This window comes from Hellea balneolensis DSM 19091, from assembly GCF_000428525.1.
In the GTDB taxonomy this organism is placed as follows: Bacteria; Pseudomonadota; Alphaproteobacteria; order Caulobacterales; family Maricaulaceae; genus Hellea; species Hellea balneolensis.
This window is the reverse complement of sequence record NZ_AUAC01000007.1, coordinates 133,078-153,944: the sequence shown is the minus strand read 5'-3', so window position 1 is coordinate 153,944 and position 20,867 is coordinate 133,078. Positions and strand designations below refer to the sequence as shown.

At 49.3% G+C, this 20,867-nt stretch carries 24 protein-coding genes; 9 read left to right on the top strand and 15 right to left on the bottom strand.

Translation table 11 applies throughout. From position 1 onward, the window contains the following. Window positions 1-26: 26 nt before the first annotated feature. The 9 genes from gspM to gspE are packed head-to-tail and all read right to left on the bottom strand — an operon-like array spanning window position 27 to window position 7,168. Complete coding sequence (gspM, locus tag F569_RS0112570) at window positions 27-485, bottom strand: type II secretion system protein GspM (protein WP_026942485.1); 459 nt, start codon at window positions 483-485, stop codon at window positions 27-29. Then, on the bottom strand, window positions 482-1,534 hold the full coding sequence (gspL, locus tag F569_RS0112565; RefSeq protein ID WP_026942484.1) for a type II secretion system protein GspL: 1,053 nt from the start codon (window positions 1,532-1,534) through the stop codon (window positions 482-484). Before gspL ends, gspM begins: the two co-directional genes overlap by 4 nt. Continuing rightward, window positions 1,531-2,541 carry a type II secretion system minor pseudopilin GspK gene (gene gspK, locus F569_RS17985; protein WP_051279866.1) on the bottom strand — a complete coding sequence of 337 codons (1,011 nt, stop codon included), beginning with the start codon at window positions 2,539-2,541 and terminating at the stop codon, window positions 1,531-1,533. Before gspK ends, gspL begins: the two co-directional genes overlap by 4 nt. Then, the gene (gene gspJ, locus F569_RS19105) at window positions 2,538-3,155 is read right to left on the bottom strand and encodes a type II secretion system minor pseudopilin GspJ (RefSeq protein ID WP_051279865.1); all 618 of its coding nucleotides are present in this window, start codon (window positions 3,153-3,155) and stop codon (window positions 2,538-2,540) included. The genes gspK and gspJ overlap by 4 nt, the downstream gene beginning before the upstream one ends. Next, window positions 3,152-3,541 (bottom strand): type II secretion system minor pseudopilin GspI, encoded by a 390-nt coding sequence (gspI, locus tag F569_RS17975; RefSeq protein WP_051279864.1) that lies wholly within the window; start codon window positions 3,539-3,541, stop codon window positions 3,152-3,154. Before gspI ends, gspJ begins: the two co-directional genes overlap by 4 nt. After that, a complete protein-coding gene (locus tag F569_RS17970) occupies window positions 3,538-4,011 on the bottom strand; it encodes a prepilin-type N-terminal cleavage/methylation domain-containing protein (protein WP_034388828.1) in 474 nt (157 codons plus the stop codon). Before F569_RS17970 ends, gspI begins: the two co-directional genes overlap by 4 nt. Window positions 4,012-4,016: 5 nt before the next feature. After that, a complete protein-coding gene (gene gspG, locus F569_RS0112540; protein ID WP_162143782.1) occupies window positions 4,017-4,445 on the bottom strand; it encodes a type II secretion system major pseudopilin GspG in 429 nt (142 codons plus the stop codon). 11 nt (window positions 4,446-4,456) lie between these two features. Beyond that, complete coding sequence (gene gspF, locus F569_RS0112535; RefSeq protein ID WP_026942482.1) at window positions 4,457-5,665, bottom strand: type II secretion system inner membrane protein GspF; 1,209 nt, start codon at window positions 5,663-5,665, stop codon at window positions 4,457-4,459. Between the two features lie 6 nt (window positions 5,666-5,671). Then, on the bottom strand, window positions 5,672-7,168 hold the full coding sequence (gspE, locus tag F569_RS0112530; RefSeq protein ID WP_026942481.1) for a type II secretion system ATPase GspE: 1,497 nt from the start codon (window positions 7,166-7,168) through the stop codon (window positions 5,672-5,674). A gap of 216 nt (window positions 7,169-7,384) precedes the next feature. Here gspE and F569_RS0112525 point away from each other — a divergent pair, with 216 nt between their 5' ends. The 4 genes from F569_RS0112525 (at window position 7,385) to F569_RS0112510 (ending at window position 13,459) form a co-directional block, all read left to right on the top strand. Beyond that, the gene (locus F569_RS0112525) at window positions 7,385-8,281 is read left to right on the top strand and encodes an ABC transporter ATP-binding protein (RefSeq protein WP_026942480.1); all 897 of its coding nucleotides are present in this window, start codon (window positions 7,385-7,387) and stop codon (window positions 8,279-8,281) included. Further along, window positions 8,271-11,930: a hypothetical protein gene (locus tag F569_RS0112520; RefSeq protein WP_034388825.1), complete on the top strand. Its 3,660-nt coding sequence runs from the start codon at window positions 8,271-8,273 to the stop codon at window positions 11,928-11,930. The genes F569_RS0112525 and F569_RS0112520 overlap by 11 nt, the downstream gene beginning before the upstream one ends. Before the next feature lie 126 nt (window positions 11,931-12,056). Further along, the gene (efp, locus tag F569_RS0112515; RefSeq protein WP_026942478.1) at window positions 12,057-12,623 is read left to right on the top strand and encodes an elongation factor P; all 567 of its coding nucleotides are present in this window, start codon (window positions 12,057-12,059) and stop codon (window positions 12,621-12,623) included. After that, window positions 12,620-13,459: an inositol monophosphatase family protein gene (locus F569_RS0112510; RefSeq protein WP_034388823.1), complete on the top strand. Its 840-nt coding sequence runs from the start codon at window positions 12,620-12,622 to the stop codon at window positions 13,457-13,459. Before efp ends, F569_RS0112510 begins: the two co-directional genes overlap by 4 nt. Here F569_RS0112510 and F569_RS0112505 read toward each other — a convergent pair. Beyond that, complete coding sequence (locus F569_RS0112505; RefSeq protein ID WP_026942476.1) at window positions 13,456-14,715, bottom strand: hypothetical protein; 1,260 nt, start codon at window positions 14,713-14,715, stop codon at window positions 13,456-13,458. The genes F569_RS0112510 and F569_RS0112505 overlap by 4 nt on opposite strands. A gap of 180 nt (window positions 14,716-14,895) precedes the next feature. Here F569_RS0112505 and rpmE point away from each other — a divergent pair, with 180 nt between their 5' ends. Beyond that, window positions 14,896-15,117 (top strand): 50S ribosomal protein L31, encoded by a 222-nt coding sequence (gene rpmE, locus F569_RS0112500; RefSeq protein WP_026942475.1) that lies wholly within the window; start codon window positions 14,896-14,898, stop codon window positions 15,115-15,117. 73 nt (window positions 15,118-15,190) lie between these two features. On the opposite strand, the gene rcdA is transcribed toward rpmE, so the two are convergent. Next, complete coding sequence (rcdA, locus tag F569_RS17965) at window positions 15,191-15,760, bottom strand: protease adaptor protein RcdA (RefSeq protein ID WP_084169013.1); 570 nt, start codon at window positions 15,758-15,760, stop codon at window positions 15,191-15,193. 101 nt (window positions 15,761-15,861) lie between these two features. After that, complete coding sequence (locus F569_RS0112490) at window positions 15,862-16,050, bottom strand: DUF1192 domain-containing protein (RefSeq protein WP_026942474.1); 189 nt, start codon at window positions 16,048-16,050, stop codon at window positions 15,862-15,864. Between the two features lie 128 nt (window positions 16,051-16,178). Here F569_RS0112490 and F569_RS0112485 point away from each other — a divergent pair, with 128 nt between their 5' ends. Then, entirely contained in the window at window positions 16,179-16,847 is a 669-nt protein-coding gene (locus F569_RS0112485) for a cell cycle transcriptional regulator TrcR (protein WP_026942473.1), read from the top strand. A gap of 11 nt (window positions 16,848-16,858) precedes the next feature. Here F569_RS0112485 and F569_RS0112480 read toward each other — a convergent pair whose 3' ends face one another. Continuing rightward, window positions 16,859-17,671, bottom strand: coding sequence for an SDR family NAD(P)-dependent oxidoreductase (locus F569_RS0112480; protein WP_034388820.1), 813 nt, complete (start codon window positions 17,669-17,671; stop codon window positions 16,859-16,861). Window positions 17,672-17,744: 73 nt separating this feature from the next. Then, window positions 17,745-17,909, bottom strand: a complete 165-nt coding sequence (locus F569_RS19420; RefSeq protein ID WP_084169012.1) for a YdcH family protein — start codon at window positions 17,907-17,909, stop codon at window positions 17,745-17,747. Between the two features lie 101 nt (window positions 17,910-18,010). Here F569_RS19420 and F569_RS17960 point away from each other — a divergent pair, with 101 nt between their 5' ends. After that, window positions 18,011-18,250: a YdcH family protein gene (locus tag F569_RS17960; RefSeq protein WP_051279863.1), complete on the top strand. Its 240-nt coding sequence runs from the start codon at window positions 18,011-18,013 to the stop codon at window positions 18,248-18,250. A gap of 19 nt (window positions 18,251-18,269) precedes the next feature. On the opposite strand, the gene F569_RS0112465 is transcribed toward F569_RS17960, so the two are convergent. After that, window positions 18,270-18,893, bottom strand: coding sequence for a GGDEF domain-containing protein (locus tag F569_RS0112465; RefSeq protein WP_026942471.1), 624 nt, complete (start codon window positions 18,891-18,893; stop codon window positions 18,270-18,272). A 224-nt stretch (window positions 18,894-19,117) separates the two neighbouring features. Between F569_RS0112465 and purE the strand changes: the two genes are divergently transcribed. After that, window positions 19,118-19,600 (top strand): 5-(carboxyamino)imidazole ribonucleotide mutase, encoded by a 483-nt coding sequence (purE, locus tag F569_RS0112460; RefSeq protein ID WP_026942470.1) that lies wholly within the window; start codon window positions 19,118-19,120, stop codon window positions 19,598-19,600. Then, window positions 19,584-20,714 carry a 5-(carboxyamino)imidazole ribonucleotide synthase gene (locus F569_RS0112455; protein WP_233353666.1) on the top strand — a complete coding sequence of 377 codons (1,131 nt, stop codon included), beginning with the start codon at window positions 19,584-19,586 and terminating at the stop codon, window positions 20,712-20,714. The genes purE and F569_RS0112455 overlap by 17 nt, the downstream gene beginning before the upstream one ends. Window positions 20,715-20,867: the final 153 nt, after the last annotated feature.

Sequence of the window (20,867 nt, the reverse complement as noted above, 5' to 3'; positions counted from 1 at the left end):
ACAGACAAACTCTGTAACAGATTATATCAATTCGTTTTCAGGGTAAGTTGGGCTGAGAGCAATCCGTTATTGTCAGCCGTAATGGAGGCGCGGGACAACTCAGCCCCATTTTCAACGATAAGCGTATTCATCAATTTATAGAGCTTAGCCGTCTCCACATCATCAATCCAGACCGTAAGGGACGAGGCATCAGGATTGATACGAGACAGGCGAATATCTTGTCGCTGGGCAGCTGTAATGAGCGCTGCGCGGGAAAAAGGCGCGCCCATTGAGGCAGGGCCTTGGCTAAGTTGCGGCATGGCGCGGGAGACAATTTCATAATCCCGCAAAGATTTGGCCGCCTCAGTTTCTGCCGTTTTATGCGCGTCCATGACGGGTTTTACGACTATAAGAAATAGGAGCGCCAAAATAATGGCCGCGCCGAGTCCGGCCATAATGACTTTTTCATAAAGCTCACGTTCATCCCATTTCAGTAGGCCCATCATGACGCGCCTCCGCGTAGCGTAGCCTCACCGACAAATCGGCCCGATTGTTCTCTTACACCGCCCGTTATGAGCTGCCCGCCCAAGCTACGAATAGCATTTTCAAACTGTCCCGCACTTTCAAAACTTGGATAAATCAGTCTTAGCTGAAGCTCTGTCTTACTCTCTTGATAGCGCAGCTGCTCTACGGTGAGGCCTTCAATTTGCTCAACCCCGGCGAAAAGGGTCTGAGAGAGGCGCAGAAAATCAAGATTATCCTCCCCGCCCGATTTCATCGCGCGGGTTGCGGCTAATGCCGGATTATTCGGAGCGGCTTGTCCTGTGGCTTGCGTGAAAAGCTGTGCAGTCTGGGTTTTTAAATCCGCTGCTTGGAGTTTTAAGGCCCGAGCTTCGACCCCGTGAAAGACAAGCGCCATTATCCCCAAAGCCGCCGCGATGCCGCCCAGCGGCGCAAATTGACGCCATCCGAAATTAAACCCGCTTTTGGGCGAAAATGCATTTTGCAACAAGTTAAGCGTCTCGCCTTGCTCAAGTCTTGCGCCAATAGCCGAGAGAAGCGTCTTATCAGGATGTGCTGCGCTGCGCTCTTCCCAGCTCATATCGACCGCATGACCAAGCGGACCAGTCGTAACGGCGCGGTCCAGTAAAGTTATATTGCCATCCAATTCCGACAAGGCCTCAAAATCCGCAATAGTCCGGCTCGGCGAAATACCGACATCTTTTAACTGCGCAAGACTTTCTGTGAAAGTATCCTTATCTATGACCGCGATACGGTCATCTGACAGCGCGATATGGACCTTATCCAAGGGCACAGCAATTTTATCCTCAATCGAAAAGCCTGCTGCACGAAGACGGTCTCTCTTGGAGGTCACCGGAAGCTCATGGGCGTAGATCCGAACGGACTGCCCCGGCAAAATGGCAACAACCTCTTTGGCGTTCATAGCTGTCGGCGTATCGCGGCCATGACGGAGAACATTGTCACCATCCACAAGCCCCCATAGGCCCAGTCCGTTCGCGTGACTTGGCATCACTATGATTAAGCGCTCTGTCATTGCGGCTGTCGCTCTTCCTGTTCCAATGTTGGGCGGTAGCTTTCGCTGCCCCATCCACGATATGTCAGCTCCGCATCGGGGGCGGACACATCATACTCATAGGTGACTAGCCGAGAGGCGTTAAGGTAATCAACCCTGACTTCGACCCAAAGATATTCAGGCGCATAGACGATTTGGTCAAAAGCCGCCTCTTTACCTGTAAAATTCTGCAAAGCCGACGTGGCTTGGAGTGTTTCCAATGTGCCGTAACCGCCCGCCGGGCGCTCGGTAATTAATTGTAGCGCCGCTTGATAATGTTCAGGCCCGCCTAGAATGGTTGATAAAAGAAAAGCATCAATAGGCTCCGCTGTATCAATATTAAGCTTAGCCGTTTCGCCCGACTTCCGGGCACATAAAAACGGACGAATAGATTGGTAAAGCTCCTCCGTCATCCCTTCCAAACTTCGCAGTTCCATCACGGAGGTTAAGGCCGTGTTGGCCGTGCGGTGCGGTGGGTCGCGGCGTAGATAATCCCCGTCTTCAGCGCCATTTGAGCTGCGCTGACTATCACTGTCAATCCAATCCGTGAGCGCTGCTGTGAGACTCCGCGCATCATTATCAGGCCACCCCAAAGCAATTAATAGATTGGTAAATTGACGTCCCCCAACAACATTCGCGGCTCCGCTAGAGTTCACTAAGCTGCCCAGCGCAAAGCAGTCTGTGCCGTCCCTTACATCCAATATCATCATCCCGCCATCATAGGGGAAAGTGAAGGTTTGAGGGGTTTTAAAGAGCTCATTCTTGACGGCCGGCTGCATCGGGCCGAGCTGGCTTGAGATATAGCTTTCCGCGAAATCTTCTGCGCCTTTCACGTACCAATCCGCTTGGGCATAATCACCGACATTGATGGTGCGTTTTACGGCGAAACGGATGTCATCCATGATCGCAACAGAGACAGCTGCCATCACCGCCATAATCAGCAATGTCGTTAGCAAGACTGTTCCGCGTTCTTTATCTTGATGTCTCATGCGCCAATCTCAAAGAGATGTTCCGTCACCTCACCAAAATCATCGGTAACCTCAAATAGAATGGCATTGGGTTTCAGACTCGCAGAGCCATTAGCGGCCAAGCGTACTCCTTCAATTTTTGCAAAGCTGTTGAATTGATAAATCACGGCCCAAAGTTTGACGTCTTCCAAATTATCTAACAGAACACGGTCAAAACTGGCCGCGAGCTGCGCTGGGTTTTCATGAGCATAAGAGCGGCGGAGAAGCGCCCCGTCTTCAAAGTGATACTCTACGCGTTCCAAATCCCCGCGCTGCTCCAACCCGCTTGGGTTTTGTGTGCCCCGTCGCGTAAAGGACAGCAGGGCTTCGCCGTCCGTCGTCAGCACATAAGGGTTCATGCCGCCAAGCTCATCTCGGCTTGGTCGTAGGGTTAAAGCGGATATATCCGAACGTAAAATCGAACGCGCCGCATTAAATTGGTTCAGCGTTTCCATGGACGCTGACAAACGGTCTTTCCCTCTGAGGCTTTGCGTCAAAGCCGTCATGGTGCCCGCCGTAATTATGGCGAAAATAAAAAGAGATATGAGGACTTCAACAAGGGTGAAGCCGGCCTCTTTATGCGGTTTAGTGCTCATAGGGTTTTATCAGTACGGAATGCGGTGCGCGTGATAATGAGTTGCTCAGATTCAGCTGCAGAGACTGTGACAATCAGCCGGTAAAAACCATCACTTTCAGTTTCAGATGTTTCGACCCGCCAGTCATAGAGCTTGCCTTTCACTGATTCTTCTCCGGTCTGAGCGCCAATTTCGAGAGGTTTGATGCGGGCGCGTATAAGCTGATTATCTGCCACCACCCCCGCATAGGATTTATCCTGTAGCACGCTGACCGCTCTGACAGACTCTGTTCCGGAACGCGTCAGGCCTATAATAGCAAAACTGAAAATTAACAATGCAGCAAGGACTTCGACGAGCGTGAAGCCTGCCTCTCTTTTGGCCGAGTTTCTCATGGCCGCGTTTCTCATGGCACCGACTTTATCAAGTCAACACGGCCATCACCCGCTGTCAGCAAAGCGTATTTTGTTTCACGGTCAGACAACGTCAATTCAAAGGGCGTGGAGAGGCCCGTAGGTTGAAACAGAATTATCGGCTCTGTTGTTTTGGGCATGTCAAGCTTGGCGGATGCGCGGCTAAGCGTCAGGCGGTAACTGTCTTGCCACTCACCCGCCGCTTTTTCAGTCCATTCGCTATTTTCAAAAGCGTAAAGCGCATAGCCGTCCTCGGAAAATCCGGCAGCCGTGACAGAGCCGCTAATCATACCGTCCTGCGCTAGCGCATTTAATTGGCCTGAAAGCAAAGCCGCTTGTTTTTCCAATTCAGATTTGGGCTGCGGTATGGAGAGCACAACAACAGAAGACATAAGGCCGATCACAACAAGGACGCACAGTATTTCAACCAATGTGAAGCCCGAGTCTTTCGCTGTGCGACCGCGCATTGGATTTATTCCCAACTCACGATATCAGCCGCTTGATCTTCTCCGCCCGGCTCACCGTCAGAGCCATATGAGAGAATATCATAGACGCCGTTCTCGCCGGGGTAGCGGTAAATATAAGGCCGGCCCCAGGGATCATTCGGGAGAAGTTTAATGTAACCGCCTTTGCGATAACGGGCTTCATCAGCACCGTTTGGCACTTCTTTTAACGCATCCAGACCTGCATCCTGTTCAGGATAATCAAACATATCAAGGCGGTACATTTCCAGAGCCTGTTCCAAAATACGAATATCCCCTTTGGCTTTTTGAACCAAAGCTTTATCCTGCGCCGGCAGAACATTGATCACAACAAAGGTTGTCAGCAGACCAATAATAACCAGAGTCACCATGACTTCGACAAGCGTAAAGCCATCTTCGTTTTTACGTCTTTTTTCCATATCCATATCCTTTAAAAGGCGAGCGTATTTAATTGTAATATCGGCAGGAAGATCGCGGCAATAATCAATAACACAATCCCCGCCAGAAAAATAATAATTAAAGGTTCAAGAAGCGTCAAAAACACAGTCGTTGAACTGTCAAATTCATCCTCAAGATATTCAGCTGATTTCGCGAACATCTTCCCCATATCTCCGCTAGCCTCTCCGCCTGCGACCATCTGAACGACCAATGGCGGGAACACCGCTGTGCCGCGCAAAGCCGTGCTCATGGCCGAGCCTTCTCGGACTTTAACAGCCGCTTCAGATACAGCATCGCGCATAACTGAATTTTGCAATGTGTGCTGCGCGGTTTCCAAGGCGACCAAAGCAGGTGTATCACTATCAACGAGTCCGGCCATTGTTCTGGCAAAGCGCGCAGCATTCATATTGCGAATGATCTTTCCCAATAGCGGCAACCCGAGCATCATACCGTCCCACCGATATCTAAAAGCTTTAGCTTTGAGCGCTTGGCGTAACGCGAAGATAGCGATGACAAACACTCCTAATGTGACGAGGCCCCATTTCTGCATCCATGCGGAAAGAGCAATAACAATATTGGTGAGCGTTGGGAGATCTTGTCCAAAGCTGTCAAACTGATCAACGACCTTGGGCACAACGGCAATCATCAAAATAACAACAACTAGCAAGGCGACGATCGATAAAACGACAGGATAAGCTGTTGCCCCCATAATTTTACGGCGAATCTTCTGCGCCGCTTCCAAATCATCCGCGAGGCGTTCAAGAACTGCGGGCAAACGTCCCGACGTTTCTCCTGATGCCACCATGGCAGTGTAAAGCGGCGGAAAAACTCTGGGCTGTCCGCGAAGCGCGTCAGAAAGCCTGAGACCTTCCATGACTTGAGCGCGAATTGAGAGCAGCGCCGCCTTCATCGGGGAGCGCTCAAACTGCAAAGCCGTTATTTTCAGCGCCTCTTCGATGGGCGTGGCTGCATCAATCAATATCGCGAGTTGCCGCGTGGCTTGGGTTAAATGTTTATGTTTGACGCCAGACGCTGTCCCGCCCGTCTCTTGCTTTTTCTTGGACTTACTCGGCGCGAGTTCGAGCGGCATGAGGGCACGGGCCCGTAATATGTCGCGCGCATCCCGCGCAGAAGAGGCCATGACCGTGCCTTTTTTGCGCTTTCCGCCTGCGTCCAGCGCTGCGTAGTCAAAGGCTTCCATTAGGCCTTAAACCTCCTCAGCTGTGTTGGATTTACATACCCGCAAAACTTCCTCAGCAGAGGTCTCGCCTGCTAGCACCTTATCTGCACCGCTTCCTAATAAAGTCTGACGATTGGCAAATGCGTATTTGGACATATCTGATTCACTTGCCCCATCATGAATCATAGCGCGAAGCTTATCATCCAGAGTCACAATCTCATATATGCCGAGGCGGCCCGTATAGCCAATATCTTGGCACTCTGCACAACCCGCGGCTTTATAGAATGTTGCGCCTGTCTTACGAATGCCGAGCTCTGCTTGTTCTGTGACTGAGGGTTTATAAGGTGTTTTGCAACTTGGACAGAGGCGGCGCACCAGACGCTGTGCGACCAACGCCGTGATGGTGGAGGATAACAGAAAAGGCTCTACGCCCATATCGCGCAAACGGGCAATAGCAGCAACAGCGGAATTCGTGTGCACAGTGGATAGAACAAGATGCCCCGTGAGCGAGGCCTGCACAGCAATTTCCGCTGTTTCGGGATCGCGGATTTCGCCGACCATGACCACATCCGGATCTTGGCGAAGAATAGCCCGAAGGCCCGCCGCAAATGTCATGCCGACCTGGGAATTAACTTGAGTCTGCCCTATCCCGTCCAACGCATATTCAACCGGATCTTCGACAGTAAGAATATTGCGCGAGCCATCATTAAGTTGCGACAGCCCCGCATAGAGCGTGGTTGTTTTACCTGACCCCGTCGGGCCGGTAACGAGAATAATCCCATTTGGCCGTTCCAGAGCACCTTCAAAAGCTGCCAGAATATCCGCTTCCATACCAAGTTCCGGCAATCCAAGACGGGAGCTGTCTTGTTCTAGTATTCGCATCACAAGGCGCTCACCATGACGGGACGGCAAGGTGGAGACCCGCACATCAATGGCGCGTTCGCCAAGGTTTAAGGAAAAACGGCCATCCTGCGGCACACGTTTTTTCGCAATATCGAGCTGTGCCATAACTTTGACACGAGACACCAAAACCGAAGCTAGGCGCGCAGGAAGGCTCAGCATCTCCCGCAATGAACCGTCAATTCGAAAGCGGACTGAGAGCCGCTGCTCATAAGGTTCAATATGTATGTCCGAGGCGCGGCTACGAATAGCTTCTTGAAGAATACCGTTAATGAGACGGATAACAGGCGCGTCATCTGTGCTGTCGAGCAAGTCCGAGGTCCGCGGCAAGCCGCTCGCTAGCGCGTGTAAATCCCCCGGCGTCTCAATCGCATCTTCAGCAGAGCCAGCTAAATCAGCTTGGGCATAAATACGCGCGGCATGACTTTCAAACTCGCCAGTCGTAACATCCAATAACCTTGCGGGCTGTCCAACCGCGCGGCGGGCTTCGAGTAGAGCTTCAAGGCTTGCGCCTGGGCGGCGCGCAATCACCATTTCGCCGTCTTGCATTAGCGCCAAAACGCCTTGCGCGCGGGCGAAGGCATAGTTGAGCGGAGGGCGAGTTGCTGGGGGCGTGTCATTCATAGGAGCAATCTAACGGGGCAATGCGCTTAAGTCACGTTGTGATTTGGTTAGAAAGCACAGCCCTCGCCGAAAACGACTAGCGGTTTCGGAACACCGCTGAATTTGCTCCACTGGAGCAAATTCGGGCGCTACGTTTATCGTTAATCGAAAATAATTGTTGTTTTTCGATAAATATCGTCTATGAAAGCGTGAGAGAAGTCCAATTTGGGGAATACCATGCTATCTATAAAAAATGTCCATAAGCGCTTTGGCGATGTCCATGCGATGAATAATATTAATCTCGACCTCGCGCCCGGCCTTTTTGGTTTACTCGGACCAAACGGTGCCGGAAAATCAACTTTGATGCGGACATTGGCGACCCTTCAAAACCCCGATGAAGGGACTATCACTTATAATGGGACGGATATTACAAAAGATCCTGACGTCATTCGCGCCACGCTCGGCTATCTCCCGCAGGATTTTGGCGTTTATCCTCGCATGAGTGCCCTCGCCTTACTTGATCACATTGCTGTTCTGAAAGGCATCACAAATAAAGCCGAGCGTAAAGAGCAAGTCGAGACGCTCCTTCAAATGGTAAATCTTTGGACGCATAAATCCGCTTCTGTCGCCACATTTTCCGGTGGTATGCGGCAACGCTTTGGCGTGGCGCAAGCCCTGTTGGGAGACCCGCACCTTATTATTGTTGATGAACCGACAGCCGGACTTGACCCGCTAGAGCGTCAACGCTTTCTCGACATTTTGTCTCGCGCAGGGGATGACAAAATCATTATACTCTCGACACATATTATCGAGGATGTGCGGGATCTCTGTACAGATATGGGCGTGATGGGCAACGGAGAATTGATTGTACGCGGAGCCCCTGAAGATTTGGTCGCTCGAATTGATGGTCAAGTCTGGACGCAACGTTTTGAAAGCGACGACACCGTTGATCGGTTGAAATCAGAAATGCAGGTTCTCTCAACGCGCAGACTTCGCGGCGCCACAGTTGTCTCTGTTCTCTCGCCAACATCCCCCGGCGGTGATTGGGAGCCACGCGACGTACTCCTCGAAGATGCCTATTTCGCCTATCTCAACGGCTTTATGAGCGCAGGAGAAACCCGTCATGCTGCGTAAGCTCCTAAGTTTCGAACTCGCGCTGCACACACGGCAGATAGGGTTTTGGCTAGCTTTAATCGTTATGATTGCCGTTGGCGTATTATTTTCATCACATGAAGACTTTGCGATCGGTGTTGCTGGTGGTGAGCGGGTTAAAGTCAATGGCGCGATTCCGATTGCCCTCACGATATCCGCCTTCAGTTTATTCTCTATATTTTTTGCGGCAGTCTTTGTTGTCACCGGCGTTATGCGGGACGATACGCATAAATCTGTTGAGATTGTACACGCCACGCCCGTTAAAACACGTGATATGTTGATTGCGCGTATGTTGGGTGTCTGGATAGCCACAGTGCTCAGCTTATCAGGCTTGGTCATCGGAACCATAGCGGGACCATTTATGCCATGGGGAGATGCTGAAACCTTCCAAAGTTTCAACCTCATACATTATCTGCAACCCTTCTTCCTCTTTATTATCATAAACGCGTTGATTGTTTCGGGCATTTACACGGCTATTGCTGTCACCACGCGAAACCGCGCGCTTGTTTATGTCAGTGCTGTGGGTCTTTTAGTTCTTTACCTGATTGGCGGTGTGATCGCGGGGGAACGCCCAGATGAATGGATTGCGGCCTTGGTTGATCCTTTTGGTTCGACTTCATTGGCCCTTGAAACACAATATTGGCCTGCGGCTGAGCAGAATGAAAATATGGCTCCCTTCACAGGTTGGGTCGGCATTAACAGATTAGTATACGGCGCCATCGGCCTCGCTTTATTTGGCTTGGCCTTTGTTTTTTCCTCGCGCGGCATTCCGACCCGTCGCGGTAAAAGACGTATGGACGATGCCCCGACTGGCGCAGCTCCAACGCATGTCAAACCTATCCAACCTAATTTGGGTTCAGGGTTTACGCTGCAAGCCTTCTGGACACGCATCAAGTTCGAATATTTATCAACGGTTCGCAGCACTGCCTTTGTAATCCTGGTTGGAATCGCGCTGGCGCTCTTTGTGGTTTCACTTCTGGTCGCCGTTTTTATGGGCGCAAGCACGTTACTCCCTACCTCAAGGTTCATGACACAAGTCGCCTTAGGTTCACTACTCTTCCCAATGTTGATTATTATGATATTCTTCGGATCAGATATCATGTGGCGGGACAGGACGGCTAACCTTCACGGCATTCTTGACGCGACACCAGTCAAAGACGTTTCACTTCTTTTTGCAAAATGGGGCGCCTTGGCGTTACTACTTTTAACCTTGGTTCTTGGATTACTAATCGCGGGAATGATCGCCCAGCTAATATTTGGGTGGGACCGCGTTCCTGTCGTTCCTGCGACATTCCTAGCTATGGGTATCGTAAGTTTCTTTGTCGGCTTTTTCTTCCAAGGCATGCTGGTGATGTTTATCCAAAACTTCATGCCGGGGCGGATTATCGGCATGCTCGTCAGCGGAGCACTCCTAATCGGGCTTATTTTCTTTATCGGACAATTGCCCTTCTATCATCCGCTTATGAATTTCGGAGATGTTGGCGCGGGTGGATATTCCGAAATGGCAGGGTTCTCTAATCCGAAGTCATTCTGGTGGGAATTTGCCTATTGGATGGGCTTAATCCTTATCCTAGGCGCCCTCTCAATTTGGGTGTGGAGACGCGGCTATCAAGTCGGCCTCAAAACGCGCTTGAAAAACATCAAGAAACGCTTGAGCCTACCATCTGTTGCGACAGCCTTAGTCGGTTTTCTGGCTTTCGCAGGCTTTGGCTATGCAGGTCTTCAGAGCTATCAAGACCAAGGCTATATGAACTCAGACAAGACAGAGGCCAATAGTGCGGCCTTTGAAAAGTTAGTTGCCGATATTTGGGAAAATCCTGAACCACGCATAACGAAAGTCAGCGTAGAAGCGGAGTTTTATCCCGATAAGCAAACGGCAGAATTTTCCGGAAGCTATATTATAGATAATCCGCATGACGAACCCATTACACTCACGACAGTGTTTTCAGGCGTCGGCCCTGATAATATTACGACCCTGAATATAGAGGGCGCGCGTATTCTAGAAGGGGATGAGCTCTCTGATACGCTGCGGGAAGACCATCAAGTACTGCAGGTAAAATTCGACCCACCGCTTGCGCCGGGCGAGAGCCGCAATGTCAATTTCTCAACCAAATTTGCGAGTGCGACTTTGACACAAAGCTCTGACATTGCCCGCAATGGAACATTTGTAAATAATGCAGACGCCCTCTTAGTCTTTGGCAACTTAGAGGCTGGCTTCCTAAGCAATCCCGATACGCGCCGGAAATATGATCTGGGCGAACGCGTTCAGTGGCCGGAGCGTGATGATGAAGACGCACGGCGTTATAATTTACTGACGAGTTTCTCAGGCTATTCGGATTACGTTGATTTTGACGCGCGCATCTGCACTGTTGAGAGCCAAATTCCTGTAGCCCCCGGTAAGTTTGAAGGCGAGACCGTTAAAGATGGCCGCCGCTGCCGGATGTATAAATCCATTAATCCGATCCATAACTTCTTTTCTTTCCTGACGGCCGAGTATGAAGTTCGCAAAGAGGTTTGGAACAATCCTAATGGCGATGATGTCGATCTTGAGATCTATTTCCATCCTGCGCATGATTTTAATATCGATCTAATGTTTGATGCCATGCGTCAATCCATGGATACATACACTGAAACCTTCAGTCCGTATCAATATGCGCAATTACGTATTATGGAATTTCCATTCGCAAGCTTTGCGCAAGCCTTTGCCGGGACAGTTCCCTTTTCTGAAAATATAGGCTTTGTACAAGACCCGGGCGATGCAGAAGACCCTGAGCGAGTTGATTTTGCGACCTATGTCACTATGCATGAAATTGGTCACCAATGGTTTGCTCATCAGCTCATAGGAGCCTTTGCAAAAGGGTCTAACCTGCTGTCAGAAGGCCTGACTGAAAATGCAACAATGCTAGCCTATGAAGAAATTTATGATTTTGCCAAGGCTCGCCGCATGCATGAAGAACGCTCGACCTTGCAATATTTGACGCAGAGAACGTTTGAACGTGACGACGAACCGGTTTTGGCTAAAGCCGAAAATCAGCTTTACCTCAATTATAACAAAACCAGTTGGGTGTTCTGGGGCATGCGTCACACCATTGGTAATGATATTATACAAACAGCGGTTAAGCGCTTCCTAGAGGAATATCACGGCACGAAGGGAGCTCCCTATCCAACGACCTTGGAGCTGATTGATATCTTAAAAGAAGAGACTGACCCCAAATATCATCTACTTATTGAGGACTACTGGAACAAAATCACCTTTTGGGACCTCTCCTTTACGGATGAAATAAAGGTCGCGGCAAAGGGCGATGTCTTTGACGTCACGCTTCCCATAAAAGTGGATAAGAAATATGCCTCCGAAGAAGATGGTAAAGAAACATCCGTGACAGAAATTGACGGAGCTGAACTCAATGAATGGGTTGAAATCGGGTTTTACACCGAAGATCCGAAGGATGATCTGGGCGCCAGCCCCTTTGCGATCCGCAGGGTACGGTTGACTGAAGTGGAGACGGAGCAAAGCTTTACACTGGATAAAAATCCAACCCATATTGTGCTTGATCCCAAACGCTTACTGATTGAGCGGAATATCAATGACAATACCAAGGCCGCTCCGAAGAAATTGACCTCAGCCGAATAACAGACTTCCAACGATGTGCCCTCATGGCGCATATGACTTGACGGAGCAGCGCGGTTACAACGCTTGCTCCGTTTTCTTTTGTGCGTTACAGACCGCCAAATTCCACGCCAGACACGAGACTGACTTATGAAAATGAACGGCAATGAAATCCGCCAAGGTAATATTATCAAGCATCAAGATACGCTCTGGGTCGCTGTTAAATGCAATGCCGTTAAGCCCGGCAAAGGCGGCGCATTTAATCAAGTCGAGCTTAAAAACATTCTGGATGGCCGTAAGCTTAATGAGCGTTTTCGCGCGGCTGAAACCGTAGAACGCGTGCGCCTTGAGCAAAAACCTCACACTTACCTTTATGCCGAAGGCGACATGCTGGTCTTTATGAATTCTGAAAATTACGAACAGATCAATTTGCAGTCTGAATTCGTCGGGGAACAGGCCGTGTTTTTATCGGACGGCATGGCCGTGGATGTCGAATTTTATGAAGATCGCCCTATCTCTATCGTCCTGCCTGAAAAAGTTATTTTAGAAGTCGCCGATACGGAACCTGTTGTCAAAGGGCAGACAGCCGCGAACTCTTTCAAGCCCGCAACGCTGTCCAATGGCGTTCGCACAAACGTCCCGCCATTTGTGGGCGTAGGCGAAAGCCTCGTCATTCTTACGGAAGACGGCTCTTATGTGAAGCGCGCTGATAAATGAGCAATATTACAGACACCACAAGTCATCTCTCGCCAATTATGCGGGTGATGCAATTTGCGGCGCGCAAGGCGTCTCGTAACTTGCTGCGGGACTTTGGCGAAGTCGAACACCTTCAAGTGGCCCGTAAAGGGCCCGCTGATTTCGTATCCAAAGCTGATAAAAAATCCGAAGAAACCATCATAGAAAATCTGCTGCGCGATCGTCCCGGCTATAGCGTTCTGGCCGAAGAAGGCGGCGAAATTACGGGCTCTGATAAGACACACCGTTTCATCATCGACCCGCTCGACGGCACAACAAATTTCCTTCACGGCATTCCGCATTTTGCTATTTCCATTGCATTGGAACGGGAAATTGACGGCAACCCTAAAGAGCTTGTCGCGGGATTGATTTATAATCCAATCACGGATGAAATGTTCTTTGCTGAAAAAGGTAAAGGCGCATTCCTCAATGATGGTACGCGCGGCGGCGGCGACAGGCGCTTGCGTCCCGGTAAACGCGAGATTTTCGCTGACAGCCTCTTTGCAACAGGCATCCCTTTTCTGGGTCGCCCGGGCCACGCCAAGTTCTTAAAAGAACTACACCAAGTTATGGGACATAGTTCGGGCGTAAGGCGCATGGGTTCAGCAGCCCTAGACCTCGCTTGGACAGCGGCAGGCCGCTATGACGGCTTCTGGGAACGCGGCCTAGCCGTTTGGGACATCGCAGCGGGAGTTTTGATTGCCCAAGAGGCAGGACTAAAAGTCGAGAGCCTGACGGGCGGTGACGTGCTTGAGACGGGTGATATTATTGTGACGAATGAGGCGTTATATGAGCCGCTTATGGAGCGGGTGGGTTAGGCGGCATCCTTATTAGGCTTAACGACAAAGACCAAACTATCATCAATTTTTATAAGATATTCAGGCGAAGAGCCTGGCTTAGAATTTCTTATAGAATAGCTAGGCTTAGAATATTTCACATCTAGGGAATAGCCTTCTACATCATTAAGGTTATCCAGTTGTAAGTCTTCATCGCTCACTAACTTTTTTCTTCCCACAAGCAAATTATACCCCATTGCACCACCACTGGCGCACGCGGTCCACGCATTCATGATATCATCTTTAGAAAACGCATAGGAAGACTGTGCCAAACGCACACTTTCCCTAGCCACCCGCCTAGCGGACATCTTATCTAAAGCGGCCTTTCTGCTTTCCACAGATGTCATCTTGCGGTCATATTTCTGATGCTCCTCAGACATATTAGAAGGCAGAAACTTGTAAGCCGCAAAGGCTTGCCCATAACCCGTTTGAAGACCTTTCAAAGACATTTTCTTTGTTTTCGAAACGGCTAAGACCTCGCGCTTTTCCGCAAGTCTATAGCCCATCTCGTCTTGCAGAAAATCTACCAAAGCTTTCATATGGCGCTGTCCGTATTGAACACATATCGACAGATCATGCCCGTGGCATATTTCAAATTGGTTCCTAAACGTTAGTTTTAAAAACTCATCTCTGTCTTCCAAGATGTATTTGAAATAATGTCCGAAACACCGTTCAAAAAAGTTGGAGCTTTCGACATCTGGAGTGTCTTCAGATAATGTGAAAAAGTCTTCGCGTTTAAAAGTAAAGGGCGCCGCAAAAAGAAACCCTACCAACAAAAAAGGGAAAGCCAGCTTAGCACTTAACGGCATATCCTTTACGGACTCCGAAAACCCCTTTTTATCCATATCGGCAATGATTTGTTTTTGGCGACGAGACAATTGCAGGTCTGACCTGTTGAAAGTTTTGACCATAATACGCTCACGCGCGGCCTCATCACTCTGGCGCTTCCACCCCTGACGCTCGAGACTAATTTTTCCTGAACCCTGTGGCGTTAGCCCTAATACCTTTGCGAGAACTGGGTAGATATGCCGAAATACAGAGGTCATCGGGACATATGCGCCCTCATATAGCGCGAAATCATAGCGCCATGTTTCTTCATATGCCTCTTGAAGAAAATCTCTATTCGCAACATGAATCATCGGGATGAGGATTACATCAGGCGAACCCACCTTAGGGCCTTCAAAGCGTGCGAAATGCATCCAGAGGCCATGTTCATCACTATGTGCAAGCGTTGCCATCCACTTGTTATATGTAAGAATTCTCTTTACGCGTTTAAAGCCTATGGTGAAATCTTGGTTAATCAAAACATCGCAGATACAAAGCCCACTTGACCCCTTCGCGGCCCTGTCCTATATCGCGCCATCCGAGCGGGGGACCGTTTAAAGTAAACCCGTGACTAGAGGCTGAGGAGCCATAAAATGAAAAAAGATATACATCCAGATTATCACATGATCACCGTGCAAATGGTGGACGGGTCAACATATCAGACACGTTCAACATATGGCAAAGAAGGCGATACACTCGTCCTCGATATTGACTCAAAGACCCACCCGGCCTGGACAGGCGGCGAAGGCAAAATGATGGATCGCGGCGGACGCGTCTCTCGTTTCAAAGACAAATTTGCTGGTTTCGGCGTTTAGGTCTTTCAACAGATTTTACAAAAAAGGCGGCCCTTTGAGCCGCCTTTTTTATTATCATTGTATTGGAAATGACTTATCCGTTGGCAACACGACCAAAAGCCGCCTCTAAACGGCTGATTTGATCGGCCACTGTGTTTCCTCTTTGCGCGGCAATAGAGCCGTAAAGCGAACGATCAAGGCGCATTATACGCTCATAAAGAGACTCAGATCGCGCGAGTAAATCAAGTAATCTTGCAGGTAAAGCATAGGCATCCTTGGCAATATCTGAAAAGCTGAGGCCGTCCTCTGATTTCGTTTCAGGCACAAGGCGGTACTTATCTTGGCGGGCCTCGGAGGATTTCATTTCGCCTTCTTTCAGGGCACGCTGTACGAGCAGCCAACTGGCCACCTGCATCAGGCGGGTCGTCAAGCGCATGGATTGACTGGCATAAGTTAGAGCATCATTACGTCCTAATTTTTTACTGTCTTGGCGACCAGGGCCGTCTAAATAAGCGGCCGTTTCTTCGACCATATCCATGCCTTCACGAAAGGTTTTCGAAAAAAGCTCAGATTTTGTAAATTCCAGCAATCGGGCTTCGGCTTGTGGTGTGAGAGTATCAAGAATCGCAACCGTTGCGGCGTCTGTATTATGTGTAGCGCTCATTTAATATTTTTCCGGTTTGGACAGTCCCCAATAACCATCCTGTTTAACATTGATGTTAAGGTTTGCAAGAGCCGCGCCAAAGAGAGGCGTCGCGAAACAACTCAGCTCTTTGGCTTAAAAAGCAGGTCGGCAGCCGATAATTCCTTGGATTTTTTGGTCAATTCAACCTCTATGCGGCTTATTTCCGCTTTGAGGGTTTCAATCCGGCTCTTAAGCTCGTCCACAGAGATACCGTACAGATCGTCCCCTATTTGAAACAGTGTTTCGCTTTGACGCGTATTTTCTTCCACCTCAGACTCCTCTTGCTAAAGCTCTATAATTCTCTTATATCACGCATATCGCGTTGAGAACGAGGGTTTTCAAACGAAAATGACCCCGCCGAGCGGGGTTTTTTTAATGGCTAATCTTGGAGGCCGATATGACACAGATTTTAATGCCCAAAGCGACAGCTGTTTGGCTCATTGATAACACGGGTATGACATTTCAGCAGATCAGCGAATTTTGCGCCCTTCATATCCTCGAAGTTGAAGGTATTGCAGACGGCGATGTCGCCGCAGGTATTCGCGGGGCGGATCCGATTGCTAATGGTCAAGTCAGCCGCGAAGAAATTGAAAAGGCTGAAAAAGACTCTAATTACGCGATGAAGCCCAACACGTTTGACAGCGACACATTGCAACCTAAAAAAGGCAAGAAGAAAGGTCCTCGCTATACACCTTTATCACGCCGCCAAGATCGCCCCGATGCTATTGCCTGGATTGTACGTAACCATCCTGAAGTCACTGACGCGCAGATTTCAAAATTAATCGGCACCACGAAACCCACAATCAATGCTATTCGCGAGCGCACACATTGGAAAATTAATACAATCAATCCGACCGACCCTGTGTCTTTGGGGCTTTGCAGTCAGATTGATCTCGATGCCCTTGTGAAAAAAGCGGCCGACAAGAAAGCCAAAGAGGATGCCAAGCTTGCCAAGGAAGAAGGCGAAAGCTTAAAAGCCGTCGAAGAGACGGCGCCTGCCCCCGCACCAGAGGCCCCGAAAGTCGAGCACACGCTTGAAAGCCTCTTTAAGCCATCTGAAGGTTAGGCCCTTCCCGCTTATATATCTTCTATAACTGTGCGCGGCGACATCGTATAATTCAAAGCGAGTCGCCCACCATCGACATAGATACATTGCCCCGTAATATAGCTACTGTCTTCTCCTGCGAGGAACGAGGCCACGCCCGCGATCTCGTCCGGCAGAGCTACCCGCCCCAATGGCGTGCGCGAATGTATCTTTTCCAGCGCATCGCCAGCAACGCCTGATAACATATCTGTCTTTACCGATCCCGGCCCAATCGCATTAACGCGAATGCCAAAGGGCGCTAACTCAAGCGCCATAGACCGCGTCATTTGCAACAAACCACCTTTGGAGACGGTGTAAGCCAAATAATCAGGCAAAGCGACCGTATCATTTATCGAAGACATATTTATAATCGAATAGGGGCGCTCTGTCAGGCGCGAACGATCTTCGCGTCCCTCAATCTCTTCGACCATATATTTAGCAACCGCTTTGGATACCAGAAATGCGCCGCGCAAATTGACCGCTAAAACTCGGTCAAAGTCGCTTTCTTCTAAATCCAAGGCGCCGCCTTTCAGCGCTATACCGGCATTATTAATCAGGCCGTCAATACGTCCAAATGCAGAGAGCGTCTCTGCAACCAGATTATGCACCTCAAGTTTTTCGGACACATCGCATTCGATGAAGATGGCTTTATCTTTGCCAGCATTCAGCTGATCCAGAGCTTTCTTACCGTCCGCCTGATCTATGTCTGCCAAAGCCACTTTATAGCCATCGGCTATAAGCCGCCGAGCACAGGCATAGCCTATACCTTTTGCAGCACCTGTAACAATAAACACGCGTTCAGACATGGCAATCCCTCTGGTTAAGGACGGAATAAACGTCGTTAAACGGAGAAGGTCAAGTTGTTAAAACCCGTAGAGTCTAGTCTTTGGCGTTTTCTAGAGTATCTTTAATTTGGAGTTTTTGCTTTTTAAGCTGTGCTATTCGCAAAGTATCAGGGATAGGACTTCGCATTTCCTGTCGGATTTGCATATCAAGCGTTGAGTGCTTGTTCGAGAGTTGTTCTAAACGGGCTGATACTGCCATTCACACCTCCATATTTGTGATGGTACTCTAATAACACAAAAATTACGAAGAGTCATGTCCCTAACTTGCGGCTTGGTTAAAGGTAACGTAATAGCCATATTATGAACGGTGACTTAGACTCTGAAACTGCTAAGACAGACGCCCCCTCTGAGGAGGAGTTAGAGGAGATTCTGAGCAATCTTAAGCTAGAACATCGCCGCATCGATACAGAGATCAAAGCGCTTCAAGAAATCGGCGTTACAGACATGCTAAAGATTAGCCGCATGAAAAAAATAAAATTGTCGATTAAAGATCAGATTACATTTTTAGAAAATCAAATCACGCCCGACATTATTGCTTAGTCTTGTTCTTAATGGCGATTTAGCCGGCCGCCCTCTTGGCCATATACATCGCACGGTCTGCACGGGCCAGGATTTGTTCTGGTGTATCACGGGGCTCACAAGGCGCTGCCCCCCATGCCGCTGTTACACCTACATTGCCAGTGGGAAGCTCTACATGCTGTTCAGCAATGCGGCACGCAAGTGTGGAAGCTTTGGCTTTGGCCAAATGCGGATCCGTTTTAAATAGCAAAATGCCAAATTCATCACCGCCGAGCCGCGCAACCATATCACAATCCCGAACGCCGCTTAGTAGCACTTTTCCTGTTTTCTTCAAAAGCTCATCACCGATCCCATGGCCGAAACGATCATTTATAGATTTAAAGCCATTCAGATCAAAAAATATAATGGATGACAGTAAATCATATCTGACCATAACTGTCTGCGCCCGCGAAACCTCGCGCATGAAAGCCCGGCGATTGTAAACCGGTACAAGCGGGTCCGTATCCGCGGCGCGTTCTAATTCAAGGACTCTTAACCGCAAGCGCGCGACTTCGGATAACAAGGATTGATTTTCAGAAACCAATTCAGACTCCACGGCATTGCCGCGCTCTAAAACTCTAAGCGCGCCGGTTTGTAATATAGTCGTGACGCGTGAAGCGGTCATAATTATCCTCAATGCCCCCATTAAATTTCTTACCGTTTCACTATAGGCAGAATGGCGTTAAGAAAGCTCAAATCAGGACAGTTAATATATTACGAAATTAGAGCGCCAATGCGCGGCTGATACTGAATTTACAGTAGGACCGTTTATCTATTTTTCTATTTGACCAGGACATAGCATCGGTTATTGTTTAGCGCTTTCTAAGGACACATTTTGAGAAAGCTATCATGACAGCGCCTATTGCAATTATTATGGGGTCTACATCCGACTGGCCGACCATGGAACATGCTGCCCTAATCTTGGATGCTTTGAGTATAAAGTACGACGCAAAAGTTATCTCTGCTCACCGCACACCTGACAGGCTTGTCGAGTTTTCGAAATCAGCCTCTGATGAGGGGTATCAAGTGATAATCGCAGGTGCGGGTGGCGCCGCACATCTTCCCGGTATGGCGGCCTCCATGACCTGCTTGCCCGTCTTAGGCGTGCCTGTGGAGTCCAAGGCTCTGTCCGGAATGGATAGTCTTTTATCAATTGCGCAAATGCCCGGCGGGATTCCCGTTGGCACGCTCGCCATTGGAAAAGCCGGCGCTAAAAATGCCGGACTTTTGGCCGCCGCAATTCTGGCCTTATCTGATGAGCGTATCAGCGAGAATCTTGAAGCTTGGCGCGAGGCCCAGACGGCAGCCGTCGCACATGATCCAAGAAGCTAATCCAAAAAGCCGAAAACACCTCACCAAGAGTAAACTTATGGTCAGTGCGATACAAAAACCCCTTCCACCCGGAAGTACTATCGGCATTCTTGGAGGTGGGCAATTAGGCCGTATGCTCAGCTTAGCTGCGTCGCGCTTGGGGTTTCAATGCCATATCTATGACCCTGAATGGGCGGGACCTGCAGCCAAGGTCTCAAGATTTGAAAGCAACACGTCATATGAGAATATCGAGGCTGTACTCAGCTTCGCACAAGCCTGCGATGTCGTAACTTATGAGTTTGAGAATGTTCCGAGTCTAACGGCCAAAACTGCCGCGAATGCACGCTCGCTTCATCCGAATGCGAATGTACTGAATATCGCGCAAGACCGCTTTTCTGAAAAAACATTTATTCGGGACAAGGCCAAAGTGCCTGTAGCCGCCTTTGAACCCGTAAATTCCGTCCACGATCTAAAGCGTGCGACAAAGAAACTTGGTCTTCCAGCCGTGCTGAAGACGCGGCGATTTGGATATGACGGTAAAGGGCAATCTATCATAAAGTCAGAAAATGATATTCCGGTGGCTTGGGACGTGATGAAGGGGGCACCGGCTATTCTAGAAGCCTTCATTCCTTTTAAGCGCGAAGTCTCTGTTATCGCTGCCCGTAGCTTTACTGGCGAGACAGCAGCTTATCCCTTAATTGAGAATGTTCATCAGAACCACATTCTGCATAAAAGTTTGGCCCCGGCTGAAAATGATGACGGGCGGGCACAAGGCCTCGCTGTACAAATCATGAGCGCGCTTGATTATGTCGGCGTCATGGCGACTGAGTTTTTCGAACTTGAGGACGGAACATTGCTCGTCAACGAGATTGCGCCGCGCGTTCACAATTCAGGTCATTGGACACAAGATGCCGGCTGTATTGATCAATTCGAGCTTCATATTCGCGCAATTTGCGGCTGGCCACTCGGCGACACATCACCCAAATCCAAAATGGAAATGACCAACTTGATCGGCGAAGATATCAGCCATTGGGAAAGTCTCGCACAAGAGCCCAAAACATTCCTGCACCTCTACGGTAAACGCGACATAAAGCCGGGCCGCAAAATGGGTCATGTAAACCGTATTATCGGTTAAATATTAGGCCGGATAAAAGCACATAAGTAATGAACATTATCTCTCTCCATGTGAGCGTTACTAATAAAAATATTATGTGAATTAAGTCCGGCATAAGGAAGTGAACTCTTTAAACGCCCAGCTCATTATTAAATCGCGCACAAAGCTTCACCG